A 12,965-nucleotide genomic window follows, 5' to 3' on the forward strand; every position below is an offset into this window, starting at 1 on the left:
CTAGATTTAACAAATAAACCGTCTTTGAGGCGGTTTTTTTGTGCCCGAAATTCGGGTGCGCAGTAAGGGCAGGGCGGCAGGGCCGGCCTTGCCTCAATGAGGCAGGCCGGTGATCGACTCAGCGCGCCTGCAGCAACTGGCGGGCCTGCTCCCAGTCGAAGGGTTCGCCGCGGGCTTCCGCTTCGGCACGGTGTTCATCCAGCAACTGATATTGGGCGATTTCTTCGTCAGGCATGAAGTGCAGGCAGTCGCCGCCAAAGTACCAGAGCAGGTCGCGGGGAATCAGGTGGGCGATCTGTGGGTAGCGGGCGATAATCTGGCAGAGGATATCCTGGCCCAGATACATATCATCGTGATTGCCCTGTTGCAGCTGGTTCAGCAGCTCATTGAAACGCTCCATAAACAGCTCGTTGCTTTCTTCCGGTAGCTGTTCAAGCAGTGCTGACTGGGTGCGGATGGTGTCGTACAGGCTCTGCAACAGAGCCAGGTGATAGTCGTGATAGCCGAGTGTGTTGTTCATGAAGGACTCCTGATAGCGCAATGGCGGGGAGTCTATCAGGTTGTGAGCTGCACCGCGCGGCGCGCGCAGAGGGTGGCCGGCGCGGTGGCCGGCCACCTGTCGCACTAGGTGCTTTCGGTTTTGCCGGCCTTGCGGCGAGCGGGTTTATGCGGAGTCATTTCTTCCTTCGAAAAATCATCGACGGTAATCACCGCCAGGCGCGCAGCACGAGCCTCGCGCACCAGTTCGGCTTCCTCCGGGCTGATCACGCCGCTTTCGGCTGCGACTGCCAGCGTATCGGCATCGCTGTCATGATCCAGCTCGCCCGAGCGCAGGGCCTTGTGCAGACGTGCTTCGATAGGATCGGCGAGGATGACCTTGCTCAGCGCGCTGTTGAGCAGGCCGGTTACGTCGTTTGGATCCGCGCTCTGATAGCAGCCGGCAATCAGCCGATCACGTGAGGCGCCCGGGCGCATCAGGCGGCGGGCTATTTCGGCGCCGATCCGGTCACTCGGCGGATCAAGCCTGCGACCGAGCGGGAAGACAACGGCGCGAAGCAGGCAGCCCATCGATCGGTTCGGGAAGTTGCGCAGCACCTCGTGCAGGCTGGTTTCGATCCGATGCAGGAGGTCTTCCAGTCCCCACTGTACGAAGGGCAGATCCTCCTCCTGGCGCCCCTGGTCGTCGAAGTGCTTGAGTGTCGCGCTGGCAAGATAAAGATTGCTCATGATATCGCCCAGGCGTGCGGAGAGTCGCTCACGACGTTTCAGCTCACCGCCCAGCATCAGCATGGTGCAGTCTGTCAGCGTGGCAAAAGTGGCCGCCAGACGTGAAAGCTGCTGGTAGTAACGGCGGGTTTGCGGGTAGTCCGGCGCTCCGGCCAGACGTCCACCGGTCAGGCCCAGCAGCAGGCTGGCGGACGCATTGCTGAGCGAGAAGCCAATGTGCTCGAACAGCAGTCGATCAAAGCGGGTTAGTGCCTCGTTCTGATCGTCCAGTGCGGCGGCCTGCATTTCCCGCAGGACATAAGGATGGCAGCGAATGGCGCCCTGGCCGAAGATCATCATGTTGCGGGTCAGAATGTTGGCGCCCTCGACGGTGATCGAGATCGGCACGGACTGATAGGCGCGGCCGAGGTAATTTCGTGGACCCATGCAGATGCCCTTGCCGCCGTGCACGTCCATGGCATCGTTGATGCACTGGCGCATGCGCTCGGTAAGGTGGTACTTGACCACTGCGGACAGCACCGAGGGCTTTTCGCCCAGATCGACGGCGCCGGCGGTCATGGTGCGCGCGGCATCCATAACATAGGTGTTGCCGCCGATCCGGGCCAGCGCTTCCTGAATGCCTTCAAACTCGCCAATTGGCAGATTGAACTGCTGGCGGATTCGGGCATAGGCGCCGGTGGTCATGCTGGCCATCTTGGCGGCGCCAATGCTGCCGGCCGGCAGCGAGATGGAGCGCCCGACCGACAGACAGTTCATCAGCATCATCCAGCCCTGGCCGATGCGTTCCTGCCCGCCGATCAGGTAGTCCATGGGGATGAACACGTCTGTGCCCGAGTTGGGACCGTTCATGAAGGCAGCATTGAGCGGGAAGTGGCGTCGCCCGATGTTGACACCCTCGGTGTTGGTGGGAATCAGCGCAAGGGTGATGCCAAGCGACTCTTCGTCGCCGAGCAGGTGATCCGGATCATAGGCCTTGAAGGCCAGGCCCAGCACCGTTGCCACGGGGCCAAGGGTGATATAGCGCTTCTCCCAGGTAACGCGCAGGCCGATGACTTCCTCGCCGTTCCACTGGCCCTTGCAGATGATGCCCTTGTCGGGCATGGCTCCGGCATCGGACCCGGCTTCAGGCGCAGTCAGGGCAAAGCAGGGGACCTCTTCGCCACGGGCCAGGCGGGGCAGGTAGTGCTGTTTCTGCTCCTCGGTGCCGTAGTGCATCAGCAGCTCGGCAGGGCCCAGCGAGTTGGGCACCATGACTGTCGAGCCCAGATCGCCGCTGCGGCTGGCCAGTTTCATCGCGATCTGGGAGTGGGCGTAGGCCGAGAAGCCCTTGCCGCCGTACTCCTTGGGAATGATCAGGCCAAAGAAGCCGTTGTCCTTGATGAATTGCCAGACCTGCGGCGGCAGGTCCTGTAATTCGGTAGTGACTTGCCACTCGTTGGTCATTTGGCACAGCTGTTCAACCGGGCCATCGAGAAATGCCTGCTCATCATCGCTCAGGCGCGGGGTCGGGAAATTGTGCAGTTTGCCCCAGTCAGGGCGACCGCTGAACAGCTCGCCGTCCCACCAGACGGTGCCGGCATCCAGGGCTTGCTGTTCGGTGTCCGATAACGGGGGCAGTACCTTGCGGAACCACCCGAGCAAGGGCGCGCTGATACTCTGGCGACGCCAGTCCGGCAGGTTGAGCGGCACGGCGATGCCAAGGAATACAGCCCACAACAGCAGATCAAGCAGCCAGTGGGTAGAGCCGAGTAGCGTCATTACGGCGAGATAGGCTGCTACGCCGATGGTGGCATTGAGCAGGCTCGTTCGGATGTAGGCCAGGCCGGCGATACACAGTAGCAGGCCGATCAGCCAAAGCAGGGTCATCATAATACGCACTCCTTTTCGGTACATCTCTGCAGACCAGAGGATGTGCTGAAAAATTCCGTTCGACCTTCGATCCCCGACGGACGCAGGCGATGACGCGCTCGGTGCCGGGCGATGTGTGGTAATGCCGCGGAGGAATATCGTTGTTCAGCACCCTTTCAGCATAGCCGGTTTGGGTGGCAGGGGCGGGAGTGGAGCAGTGACAGGGTATTAAGGGCGCCATAAGGCGCCCGTAACGGAGGCGTCAGGCGTCGACGGTGTCGAGGTCCTGACGGATAGTGCGACCGGCGAGATAGTAGTGCGCGCAGGCCCAGATGTTGACGAATGCCGCGCCGATCAAAGCATAGCGCAGGCTGTCAGAGCCGAACGGGCCGCTGACCAGGTCACTGACAATGCCGATCAGTTGCGGGCCCAGGCCCAGGCCGACCAGATTCAGTACCAGCAGCATGATGGCCGAGGCCAGGGCGCGGCTACGCAGCGGGGTCAGGCTTTGGATCATGGCGAAGCTGGGGCCGAGATAGAAGGCGCCAAGGAACACCGCCGGGCAATACACAACCAGGGCCCAGAAGGTGCTGTCTACCATATAAAAGGCAATGATGAACGGAATCGCCAGCAGTTTGGCCACGCCAACAATCCATGCGTTCCAGCTGGCGTCGCGTGCTGCCAGTTTGTCTGCCAGCATGCCGCCAATCCAGGCGCCCAGGCCGCCAACAACGCCCATGAGCGGACCAAGGAAAAGACCTACCTGGCCAGGAGTCAGGCCGTGGCTGCGAATCAGGAACGCCGGGTTCCAGACGATGGTGCCATAACCGACCAGTGCCGTCAGGGTAACCCCCAAAACCACGTGGCGCGTGGTGCGCACGCGCCACAATACGGCAAAACCGGCCTTGATATTGACCTTGCCCATCGGCGGCGGCTTGACGCCATCCGCGAAGCCGCGCGGCGGCTCGATCATGGTGAAACGCACCAGCAGGGCAATCAGGATGCCGGGCAGGCCAACCACGAAGAAGGCAGCACGCCAGCCCCACCATTCAGCGACAAAACCTCCGACGATAAAGCCAATCATGATCCCGAGGTAGACGCCCAGGGCATAGATCGACATGGCGCTGGAGCGTTGCTCCTTCGGATAGAGGTCGGCAATCATCGAGTGCGACGGCGGACTGGAGCCGGCTTCACCGATGCCGACGCCGATGCGGGCGATTGCCAGTTGCCAGAAGTTCTGCGCAAGACCGCACACCGCAGTCATTGCACTCCAGATAGCAATGGACCAGGCAATAATGTTGCGGCGGTTGGAGCGGTCGGCAAAGATCGCGATCGGAATACCAAGGGTTGCGTAGAACAGGGCAAAGGCGATGCCGGACAGGAAGCCCAGCTGGGTGTCCGACAGCAACAGGTCGGCCTTCAAGGGTTCGATCAGGATACCGACGATGTTGCGGTCGACGTGGCTGGACGTGTAGGCCAGGACCAGAATAAACAACGCGTAGCGTCGATAGGCGGGGGTAATGCGATAACTGACGTCTTGCGTGTCAGCTGCGGTGTCTGGCGTTTGGGCCATGTGTTGTCTCCGGCGTTTGTTGTTCTGCGGCGAGAATACGTTGTCCCGCAGATCGTAACAATCAACCGCATGGCTGCATTTGTAGCAAAATTGTAAGCCGCTTATTCCGCACAGCGGTATTTGTATTCGCGGTTTAGGTGCGAATTCCTCGAGGTTCGAGCAGTTGGACTTGATTCCTGCGTATCTGCCCCCATAGTTAGCCCTCCACTTCCAAGCGTGAGGCAAGGCATGACAGCAGCTATACGTATCCGGGGGCTTGAGAAGACCTACGCCACCGGGATGCGCGCTCTCAAGGGCATTGATCTGGAGGTGCGCGAGGGCGATTTTTTTGCTCTGCTGGGACCCAATGGGGCAGGCAAGTCGACGACGATCGGGATTCTGTCTTCTCTGGTCAACAAGTCGGCAGGTGAGGTCAGCATCTTCGGGCATGACATTGATCGCGAGCTGCTTGCAGCCAAGCGCTGCATCGGGGTAGTGCCGCAGGAGTTCAACTTCAGCCAGTTCGAGAAGGTGATCGACATTCTGGTCAGCCAGGCCGGCTATTACGGTATACCGCTGGCCCGCGCACGTGAGCGCGCCGAGCATTATCTCAAGCGACTTGGTTTGTGGGAAAAACGCGACGTACCCTCTCGTATGCTGTCCGGTGGCATGAAGCGTCGGCTGATGATTGCCCGCGCGCTGATCCACGAGCCCAAACTGTTGATTCTGGATGAGCCCACCGCCGGCGTTGATATCGAAATCCGCCGCTCGATGTGGCAGTTCCTTCAGGAGATCAACGCCCAAGGCATCACCATTGTGCTGACCACGCACTATCTGGAAGAGGCTGAGCAGCTGTGCCGCCACATCGCGATTATCGATGAGGGCCGGATCATTCATAACACCAGCATGCGCGCGCTGCTGAAAGAGCTGCATGTCGAAACCTTCCTGCTCGATACGCGCCAGACCCTGACCGACGCGCCGGCACTGGCAGGTTACGCCGCGCGGTTGGTTGACGAGCATACGCTTGAGGTACAGGTGGACAAGGCGCAAGGCCTGAATGCGTTGTTTGCAGCGCTCACAGAGTCCGGAATCGAGGTGGTGAGCATGCGCAACAAAAGTAACCGGCTGGAGGAGTTGTTTCTTACGCTGGTGGATGAAAACGCCGAGAAGAAGGGGGCCTGAGCATGCAGTACTGGCAACAGGGCTGGGTGGCATTCACGACCATCCTGACCAAGGAGATTCGCCGCTTTACCCGGATCTGGGCGCAGACATTGCTCCCGCCGGCGATCACCATGACGCTGTATTTCGTCATCTTTGGTCACCTGATCGGCAGTCGCATTGGCGAGATGGGCGGGTTCCGTTATATCGATTACATCGTACCGGGCCTGATCATGATGTCGGTGATTACCAACAGCTATTCCAACGTGGTCTCGAGTTTCTTCAGTACCAAGTTTCAGCGCTCTATAGAGGAGCTGATGGTCGCGCCGGTTTCTCCGCATGTGATCCTGCTTGGCTACACCTTTGGCGGCGTTGCCCGCGGGCTGGCCGTCGGGCTGATTGTAACGCTGACGTCACTGTTCTTCACCAAGCTGCGTGTTGAGCACGTTTGGCTGACCATTGTGGTGGTCTTCTTTACCTCGCTGGTGTTTTCGCTGGGCGGCTTTATCAACGCGGTATTCGCCCGGACCTTCGACGATATCTCGATCGTGCCGACCTTCGTGCTGACGCCGCTGACCTATCTCGGCGGGGTGTTCTACTCGATCAACCTGTTGCCGCCGTTCTGGCATGCGGTGTCGCAGGTCAACCCGATCCTGCATATGGTCAACGCGTTCCGTTACGGCATTTTGGGGGTGTCCGATATTCCAATCGCGACTGCCCTGATCATCATGGCTATCTTTACCGTGGCGCTCTACAGCGTGAGCTACTGGTTGCTGGTCAGAGGCACGGGTATGCGGCAATAATGGGCGCGGGCCGTCAGCCGGCGGCCCGTTGTCGATCCCCGGGGTATTCCATGTCTGATCATCCTGCGACCGAGTCGCCGCTGGGCAAGTCCAGTACCTACATCAGCGTTTACACGCCGTCGCTGCTGTATCCAATCTCACGACTGCCGAAATGGCAGGAGTTGGGGCTGGATCCGCAGCAACTGCCGTTTCACGGCGCTGATATCTGGAACTGCTTCGAATTGTCCTGGCTGACACCCTCTGGCAAGCCCGTGGTGGCTGCGGCCGAGTTCGTGTTCCCGATCAAGGCGGCGCGGATTGTCGAATCCAAGTCCTTCAAGCTGTACCTGAACTCACTCAATCAGACGGTTTTTCGTGATCGCCATGACCTGTTGAAGACGCTGGAAACCGACCTGTCGGTTGCGGCGCAGGGGCCGGTCATGGTCCGCTTGCTGAGCATGCAGCAGCTGCATCAGGCGGGTTTGCTGGCATTGCCCGGCACCTGTATCGATGATCTGGAGGTTGAGGTATCCGAGTACAGTTACGATCCGTCGCTGCTGACCCTTGCACCCAACGCAGGGCCGGTGACCGAGGTCCTTCACAGTCATTTGCTGAAATCCAACTGCCCGGTGACAGGGCAGCCGGATTGGGGTTCTGTGCAGATCAGCTACAGCGGGCCTCAACTCGATCACGCGTCTCTGCTGCGCTACCTGGTGTCGTTCAGGCAGCACTCGGATTTCCACGAGCAATGCGTGGAACGTATCTTCCTGGATATTCTCAAGCTGTTGGGTGAAGGGGCGACGCTGACGGTTTATGCGCGCTATGTTCGTCGGGGCGGATTGGACATCAATCCCTGGCGCTCAACGCAACCCGGCATGCCGGAAAACCTGCGATTGGCTCGACAGTAGGAAAAGGACCGGTGCTCCGCCGCAGCGGAGCACCGGGATTGTCAGATGCCCATGTCGGCCAGGCTCTGCATCACGCTGCGCAGGGTACTTGCAAGGGTGGGATGACGGGCCTCGAATTGTTCGGCCATCAGGTTGACGCCGTCCACCAGGCTTGGGTCTTCATCAACTTGCAGATCCGTGGTTTCATTCAGCAGTCGTGCCTCAAGGCTGGTTGCCAGCGCCTGCAGGGCTTCATGCTCTTCGCTGCTGAGCGGCGAGTTGCTTTCATTCAGTGTTTGCTGCAAAGACTCCAGCTGAGACTTCAAACGATCTGAGGGCATACGGTTCTCCTGTCCATCCGGTTTGGTTCCACTATACCCCCAGATCAATACGACGTCCGCCGCTTTTGCGCCAATCAGCCCGTTGTCTGACGCAGCGCAATATCCCGCAGACAGCTGTCAAGTTCGCTAATGTCATCAATGACATAGTGAGCGCCAGCGTTCATCAGCGTCATGGTTGCCTGCAGCCGTATGCGATCCTGTTCGTCATGTGTCAGTGTTGCCCAGCGCTCGTTGCCATGTCGGTCCAGAGCGCCGCTGAGTGCGGTACCAACCGTCCAAAGGCCGGCGTTGAGCCCCGCGCTGATGCCGTCGGCGCAGCCGCTCACAAGAATGCAGCGTTTCAGGGCGCTGGCCTTGAGGCGCACGGCAACGGCGGCGGGAAGGTCGGGCGCAGGGAAGGGGCGCAGCTGGTCGTCGCTGCGAACGGTGGCGTCGGTTAGCGCGTCCAGCGAGGCGAACGGATGGTCAGGAGCTTGAATAATCAGGCCGGTGCGAATGCCCTCACTGCGTAGCCGCTCCAGGGCAGGAATAGCCCGTGGCAGCAATGTGGCGGCGCTGGCCTGCGGTCGGGCCGTTGTCAAGGTGCCTGAAAGATCGAAGATAACAGCCTCGATCTGCTGTGCGGTCATGTGCGGTGCTCCTGGTCGCAAACGCGTGTTGACCGCACATGATGGTTACAGAATGTGTCAGATTTATGACCCGGCTTCGTCCAGCGGCTCGGCTCCCATGGCAAGCCGAACGCTGTTGGGTACCGGAATCGGGCGCTGATTGTCGACGGTAATCCAGACCATCTTGACGTCGCCGTACCCTATCACATCGGGCTGGCCCTTGATGTAAAGCTTGTGCTCGAGCGTCAGACTGGTGCGACCAACCACGCCGGCGTACAGCTCAACAATGATGGTGCCCGGGTGGAAGGCCGGCTTCAGAAAATGGTGGGTGCAGGTCAGCAGCACCAGGCCCTGGCCTACCTCGCGCCGTGGCGCCCCCAGGCCGTCCAGCCACTCGATGCGGGCGTCTTCCAGATACTGGTAATACCGGGTGTTGTTGACGTGCTGGTTGCTGTCCATATCGCCATAGCGAATGGGGATTTCGGTGGTATAGAGCAGGGTCTTGTTCGGATCGGTCATGGTAAATATCGCTGAAATTCACGGAAATTATGCATTACACTGGCAGGCCCGCAGAGCCCTTCGGCGACTGCATCTCAAAAGCGAAGAATGGAGAAACCGCTGATGAATCTGTTGAATACAGGAGCCTTGGCAATGGTGTTGTCGGCGCTGTCGCTGACCTGTATTACACCCGTTTTTGCCGCCGATGACTACGACGATTACGCGTCGGAGTATGCGGACCCGGATCCGTGGGAGCGTTTCAATCGCGTCACCTTCAGCTTCAACGACACGCTAGACCGCTATACGCTCAAGCCGGTTGCCAAGGGCTACAAGGCGGTAACCCCGCAGTTTGTGCGCGATGGGGTGGGCAACTTCTTCAACAACCTCGAAGAACCGGCCAACTTCCTGAACAATGGCCTGCAGGGCAAGTTCAACGAAGCCGGCGTCGACATGTCGCGCTTCCTGTTCAATACCTTGCTGGGTGGTTTCGGTCTGGTGGATGTGGCTACTCGCATGGGGCTGGAGCGCAACGATGAGGACCTGGGGCAGACCCTTGGTTACTGGGGGGTTGAGAGCGGTCCGTATCTGGTTTTGCCCTTCCTTGGGCCCAATACAGTGCGTGATACGGCGTCGAAGCTTCCGGAGAACTTCTTCAATTACACCTATACCGGCTACATGAACGACGTGCGCGTTCGTAACCAGATGTTTGCGCTGGAGACGGTTGATATCCGCAGTGGTCTGCTGGATCAGGAGCGCCTGATTACCGGAGATCGCTACACCTTTGTTCGCAATGCCTTTCTTCAGAATCGCGAATACAAGGTGCGTGACGGTAACGTCCCCGACGAGTTCTGATCGCCGGGGTGGGGCACGGCTGTCTCAGTTCAGGCTGTCGAATCGCAGCCCGATACTGAAGCGGCCGTTGTTCTCTGCCTGGCAGCGTACTACCTCTCCCTTGGCCTGCAGCCCTTGCATGCCGGGGGTGGGTGAGGGAATCGACAGGGTGATGAGCGTGCCAGCGGCGACGGCTTCACCCGCCGTGACCTGGGCTCCCTGGTTGGAAAGGTCGCGGCAAATAACGTCGCACGAATGGTTATCGGCACCAAAGGTAAGTGTGGCGGCAGTTTCCACCGTCATACGCATGAAATCACGCTTCTCACTGTACTGCTGATCATGAAACGACATCGGCGACTCCGGCTCTGGCAGATATGTCGGTTTTTCTGGTTTTCTACCCGTCATCCTAGTTCCGAGTCGAGACCTCGACAAGCACCCTGCGGTCCTTCTGCAACGGTTGCTTGCGGCAACGGATGGGAGTAGTGTTTCCCCCTTGAAAACGCCGGGTTATTTCCGGTTTATCCAAATCACCCTGTGGTCGCCGCGAATGATGCGCGCAGCGACAATGACGTAGGGATTCTATGCAGCCTCCAGGCACCACACTGCTGGTGATCGATGACGACGACAAGGCTCGTCAGAGTCTGTCGGCACTGTTGGAAGGGAACGGGTATGACGTGCTCCAGGCGACGAACGCCGGTAGCGGCCTGACCCTGTTCAACACCCGGCATCCCGAGCTGATCCTGTGTGATCTGCAACTCGGCGACAATCAGGGCTTTGAGCTGGTTCGCCAGATGACCGAGTCGGCGCATGGCGCCCCGGTTATTGTCATGTCCGCCGACGGCGCAATGAATGACGTGGTGCAGGCGCTCAGGCTGGGTGCCAGCGACTTTCTGCTCAATCCCCTGAATGACCCCGAGGTGCTGGAGCACGCGGTGCGGCGAGCGCTTGACCGTTATCGTCTGCGTCTGGAGAACGAACGGATTCGCGAGCGGCTTGAACGTGCCAACCGCGAGCTTGAGGTCCACCTCAAGGAGCTGCGTGACGATCAGGCTGCCGGGCATCAGGTGCAGCTCAACATGCTGCCTGTCACACCCTGGGTCAGTGGCGAGTACACCCTTGAGCACAAACTGATTCCGTCGTTGTACCTCTCGGGGGACTTTGTTGACTATTTCCGAGTATCCGACTCGCAGCTGGCGTTCTATTTGGCAGACGTGTCCGGGCATGGGTCTTCTTCCGCCTTCGTGACCGTGTTGCTCAAGTTCATGACCACCCGTTTGCTTTATGAGCGTCGCAAGCTGGAAGGCCAGGGACGTATCGAGTTCAAGCCCTCAGACGTGCTGGGCCACATCAACCGCAGTCTGATCAGCTGCAAGCTTGGCAAGCATGTAACCATGCTCGGTGGTGTGATTGATGAGCAGGACCAGACTCTGACCTACAGTATTGGTGGTCATCTGCCGCTACCGGTGATCTACGCCGATGGCGAGGCGCACTATCTGACAGGCAAGGGGCGGCCGGTAGGATTGTTCGAGGATGCCGAGTATCAGGATCAGACCATCCCTTTGCCGGAACGCTTCAGTCTTACCTTGTGTTCCGATGGTGTGCTGGACTGTCTGCAAGGGGCTACCCTGAAGGAGAAGGAAGCGCGTCTTCCTGTGCTGATAGCCGAGCAGGATGGCCGCATGCAAGGTATCATGGCGTCCCTCGGGCTGGGGCCCGATAAAACGATGCCCGATGATATATCCGTATTGGTGTTGAGCAGGAACGCAGAATGATGACGACTGGCAAGATTCAGTTTGCGGAAGCGCAAGGCACCTTTGTGCTCAAGTTTATCGGTGACGTGCGCCTGACGCTGTGTGCGGCGCTGGATGCCTATATCGAAAAGATCTTCAGTGTGCTGACCTTCAAGGCCATTGTGATCGATCTGACAGAGACAGAGTGCATCGACAGCACCTCGCTGGGGCTGCTTGCCAAGCTTTCAATCCTGTCGCGGCAGAAGGTTGGTTTTTTGCCGACGCTGGTATCCAACCATGAAGACATGAACCGTCTGCTGCAGAGCATGGGGTTTGATCAGGTCTTCAATATCGTGTCCGAATCCACGCCGACCTGCGAGGAGCTGCAGGATTTGCCGGCGCAGATGCTTTCCGAAGACAAGGTCAAACACAAGGTGCTGGAGGCCCATCGCATTCTGATGGACCTCAACGACAGTAACCGTGAAGCGTTTCGCGACCTGGTCAGTGCACTGGAAAAGTCAGACAGCTAAGCCCAGTCGGCTTGCAACCAACTGTTCCAGCTTGAGCTGGTCTGCCGCGAAAGCCCGAATTCCCTCAGCCAGCTTCTCGGTTGCCATGGCGTCCTCATTGTGAGTCCAGCGAAAGCCGATCTGATCCAGCTCGATACGGGGATCGGCAGACCCTTCCCGCAGCAATCGTGACGGCGTCAATGTGCCGGCCTGATCGGCCAGACTCTCCAGTAGTTGCGGGCTGATGGTCAGGCGGTCACAGCCGGCCAGGGCTTCGATTTGTCCGGTATTGCGGAAGCTGGCACCCATCACGACTGTCTCGTACATGTGCGCCTTGTAGTAACGGAAGATGCGCGCCACCGATTGCACGCCCGGATCATCAAACCCGCTGAAGTCGCGGCCTTCGTGTTGTTTGTACCAGTCATAGATGCGGCCCACGAATGGCGAAATCAGATAGACCCCGGCATCGGCACAGGCCTGGGCCTGCGCAAACGAGAACAGCAGTGTCAGGTTGCACTGGATGCCTTCGCGCTCCAGCGCGGCGGCCGCCTGAATCCCTTCCCAGGTGGCGGCAATCTTGATCAGCACCCGATCACGGGTGATGCCGGCACGTTCGTACAGCTCGATCAGCTCGCAGGCCTTGCGAAAGGTCGCGTCCTGATCAAACGACAGACGGGCATCCACCTCGGTGGAAATGCGGCCCGGGATCAGCCCCAGGATTTCACTGCCAACCGCTACCGCAAAGCGATCGCAGGCGTTACTGAGTGGCTCTACGCTGCCTTTTGCCTCGCCGATTGAGCGATCCAGCAGAGGCGCGCAGCTGGGCAGGCTTGCGGCCTTGAGCAGCAGTGAGGGGTTGGTGGTCGCGTCGATCGGCTGGTGCTGGCGGATGGCATCGATGTCACCGGTGTCGGCGACGATCAGGGTGTGTTGTTTCAGGCTTTCGAGTTTTGAGGTCATGGTGCGGTGGTACTCCCTAGTATGCTCCGACCTT

The 12,965-nt window shown here is 59.3% G+C and carries 14 protein-coding genes; 6 read left to right on the plus strand and 8 right to left on the minus strand.

The features are described 5' to 3' along the window. Nucleotides 1–118: 118 nt before the first annotated feature. The 3 genes from B7O88_RS04050 to B7O88_RS04060 all read right to left on the minus strand — a co-directional run bounded on the left by B7O88_RS04050 (nucleotide 119) and on the right by B7O88_RS04060 (nucleotide 4,648). Nucleotides 119–520: a PA2817 family protein gene (locus tag B7O88_RS04050; protein ID WP_088273947.1), complete on the minus strand. Its 402-nt coding sequence runs from the start codon at nucleotides 518–520 to the stop codon at nucleotides 119–121. A 104-nt stretch (nucleotides 521–624) separates the two neighbouring features. After that, nucleotides 625–3,093 (minus strand): acyl-CoA dehydrogenase, encoded by a 2,469-nt coding sequence (locus tag B7O88_RS04055; protein ID WP_088274320.1) that lies wholly within the window; start codon nucleotides 3,091–3,093, stop codon nucleotides 625–627. Between the two features lie 244 nt (nucleotides 3,094–3,337). Next, nucleotides 3,338–4,648 (minus strand): spinster family MFS transporter, encoded by a 1,311-nt coding sequence (locus B7O88_RS04060; RefSeq protein WP_088273948.1) that lies wholly within the window; start codon nucleotides 4,646–4,648, stop codon nucleotides 3,338–3,340. Between the two features lie 228 nt (nucleotides 4,649–4,876). On the opposite strand from B7O88_RS04060, the gene B7O88_RS04065 reads away from it, so the two are divergent. From B7O88_RS04065 to queF, 3 genes are read left to right on the plus strand one after another with little or no spacing between them, the layout of a single operon-like run. After that, nucleotides 4,877–5,809, plus strand: a complete 933-nt coding sequence (locus B7O88_RS04065; protein WP_088273949.1) for an ABC transporter ATP-binding protein — start codon at nucleotides 4,877–4,879, stop codon at nucleotides 5,807–5,809. A 2-nt stretch (nucleotides 5,810–5,811) separates the two neighbouring features. Next, on the plus strand, nucleotides 5,812–6,588 hold the full coding sequence (locus B7O88_RS04070; protein WP_088273950.1) for an ABC transporter permease: 777 nt from the start codon (nucleotides 5,812–5,814) through the stop codon (nucleotides 6,586–6,588). Between the two features lie 50 nt (nucleotides 6,589–6,638). Beyond that, nucleotides 6,639–7,475, plus strand: a complete 837-nt coding sequence (gene queF / locus B7O88_RS04075) for an NADPH-dependent 7-cyano-7-deazaguanine reductase QueF (protein WP_088273951.1) — start codon at nucleotides 6,639–6,641, stop codon at nucleotides 7,473–7,475. Nucleotides 7,476–7,516: 41 nt separating this feature from the next. On the opposite strand, the gene B7O88_RS04080 is transcribed toward queF, so the two are convergent. The 3 genes from B7O88_RS04080 to B7O88_RS04090 form a co-directional block, all read right to left on the minus strand. Then, nucleotides 7,517–7,795, minus strand: a complete 279-nt coding sequence (locus B7O88_RS04080) for a DUF4404 family protein (protein ID WP_088273952.1) — start codon at nucleotides 7,793–7,795, stop codon at nucleotides 7,517–7,519. Nucleotides 7,796–7,869: 74 nt separating this feature from the next. Then, nucleotides 7,870–8,424, minus strand: a complete 555-nt coding sequence (locus B7O88_RS04085) for a hypothetical protein (protein WP_088273953.1) — start codon at nucleotides 8,422–8,424, stop codon at nucleotides 7,870–7,872. A 63-nt stretch (nucleotides 8,425–8,487) separates the two neighbouring features. After that, complete coding sequence (locus tag B7O88_RS04090; RefSeq protein ID WP_088273954.1) at nucleotides 8,488–8,922, minus strand: acyl-CoA thioesterase; 435 nt, start codon at nucleotides 8,920–8,922, stop codon at nucleotides 8,488–8,490. A gap of 102 nt (nucleotides 8,923–9,024) precedes the next feature. Between B7O88_RS04090 and B7O88_RS04095 the strand changes: the two genes are divergently transcribed. Beyond that, the gene (locus tag B7O88_RS04095; RefSeq protein ID WP_235005727.1) at nucleotides 9,025–9,753 is read left to right on the plus strand and encodes an MlaA family lipoprotein; all 729 of its coding nucleotides are present in this window, start codon (nucleotides 9,025–9,027) and stop codon (nucleotides 9,751–9,753) included. 24 nt (nucleotides 9,754–9,777) lie between these two features. Here B7O88_RS04095 and B7O88_RS04100 read toward each other — a convergent pair whose 3' ends face one another. Next, a complete protein-coding gene (locus B7O88_RS04100; protein WP_160003140.1) occupies nucleotides 9,778–10,083 on the minus strand; it encodes a PilZ domain-containing protein in 306 nt (101 codons plus the stop codon). Between the two features lie 230 nt (nucleotides 10,084–10,313). Here B7O88_RS04100 and B7O88_RS04105 point away from each other — a divergent pair, with 230 nt between their 5' ends. Beyond that, nucleotides 10,314–11,504 (plus strand): PP2C family protein-serine/threonine phosphatase, encoded by a 1,191-nt coding sequence (locus B7O88_RS04105; protein ID WP_088273957.1) that lies wholly within the window; start codon nucleotides 10,314–10,316, stop codon nucleotides 11,502–11,504. Beyond that, the gene (rssC, locus tag B7O88_RS04110; RefSeq protein ID WP_088274321.1) at nucleotides 11,504–11,992 is read left to right on the plus strand and encodes an anti-sigma factor antagonist RssC; all 489 of its coding nucleotides are present in this window, start codon (nucleotides 11,504–11,506) and stop codon (nucleotides 11,990–11,992) included. The genes B7O88_RS04105 and rssC overlap by 1 nt, the downstream gene beginning before the upstream one ends. Here the strand turns inward: rssC and tal are convergent. Then, entirely contained in the window at nucleotides 11,981–12,931 is a 951-nt protein-coding gene (tal, locus tag B7O88_RS04115; protein WP_088273958.1) for a transaldolase, read from the minus strand. The two genes, rssC and tal, sit on opposite strands and share 12 nt — an antisense overlap. Nucleotides 12,932–12,965: the final 34 nt, after the last annotated feature.

This window comes from Halopseudomonas aestusnigri, from assembly GCF_002197985.1.
Lineage (GTDB): Bacteria > Pseudomonadota > Gammaproteobacteria > Pseudomonadales > Pseudomonadaceae > Halopseudomonas > Halopseudomonas aestusnigri.

Bases quoted from the DNA above. Each gene is read 5' to 3' on its own strand.
- rssC (WP_088274321.1), top strand. From the start codon at position 11,504: ATGACGACTGGCAAGATTCAGTTTGCGGAAGCGCAAGGCACCTTTGTG.
- B7O88_RS04085 (WP_088273953.1), bottom strand. From the start codon at position 8,424: ATGACCGCACAGCAGATCGAGGCTGTTATCTTCGATCTTTCAGGCACC.
- queF (WP_088273951.1), top strand. From the start codon at position 6,639: ATGTCTGATCATCCTGCGACCGAGTCGCCGCTGGGCAAGTCCAGTACC.
- B7O88_RS04070 (WP_088273950.1), top strand. From the start codon at position 5,812: ATGCAGTACTGGCAACAGGGCTGGGTGGCATTCACGACCATCCTGACC.
- B7O88_RS04065 (WP_088273949.1), top strand. From the start codon at position 4,877: ATGACAGCAGCTATACGTATCCGGGGGCTTGAGAAGACCTACGCCACC.
- tal (WP_088273958.1), bottom strand. From the start codon at position 12,931: ATGACCTCAAAACTCGAAAGCCTGAAACAACACACCCTGATCGTCGCC.
- B7O88_RS04100 (WP_160003140.1), bottom strand. From the start codon at position 10,083: ATGTCGTTTCATGATCAGCAGTACAGTGAGAAGCGTGATTTCATGCGT.
- B7O88_RS04060 (WP_088273948.1), bottom strand. From the start codon at position 4,648: ATGGCCCAAACGCCAGACACCGCAGCTGACACGCAAGACGTCAGTTAT.
- B7O88_RS04095 (WP_235005727.1), top strand. From the start codon at position 9,025: ATGAATCTGTTGAATACAGGAGCCTTGGCAATGGTGTTGTCGGCGCTG.
- B7O88_RS04050 (WP_088273947.1), bottom strand. From the start codon at position 520: ATGAACAACACACTCGGCTATCACGACTATCACCTGGCTCTGTTGCAG.
- B7O88_RS04090 (WP_088273954.1), bottom strand. From the start codon at position 8,922: ATGACCGATCCGAACAAGACCCTGCTCTATACCACCGAAATCCCCATT.
- B7O88_RS04080 (WP_088273952.1), bottom strand. From the start codon at position 7,795: ATGCCCTCAGATCGTTTGAAGTCTCAGCTGGAGTCTTTGCAGCAAACA.
- B7O88_RS04055 (WP_088274320.1), bottom strand. From the start codon at position 3,093: ATGACCCTGCTTTGGCTGATCGGCCTGCTACTGTGTATCGCCGGCCTG.
- B7O88_RS04105 (WP_088273957.1), top strand. From the start codon at position 10,314: ATGCAGCCTCCAGGCACCACACTGCTGGTGATCGATGACGACGACAAG.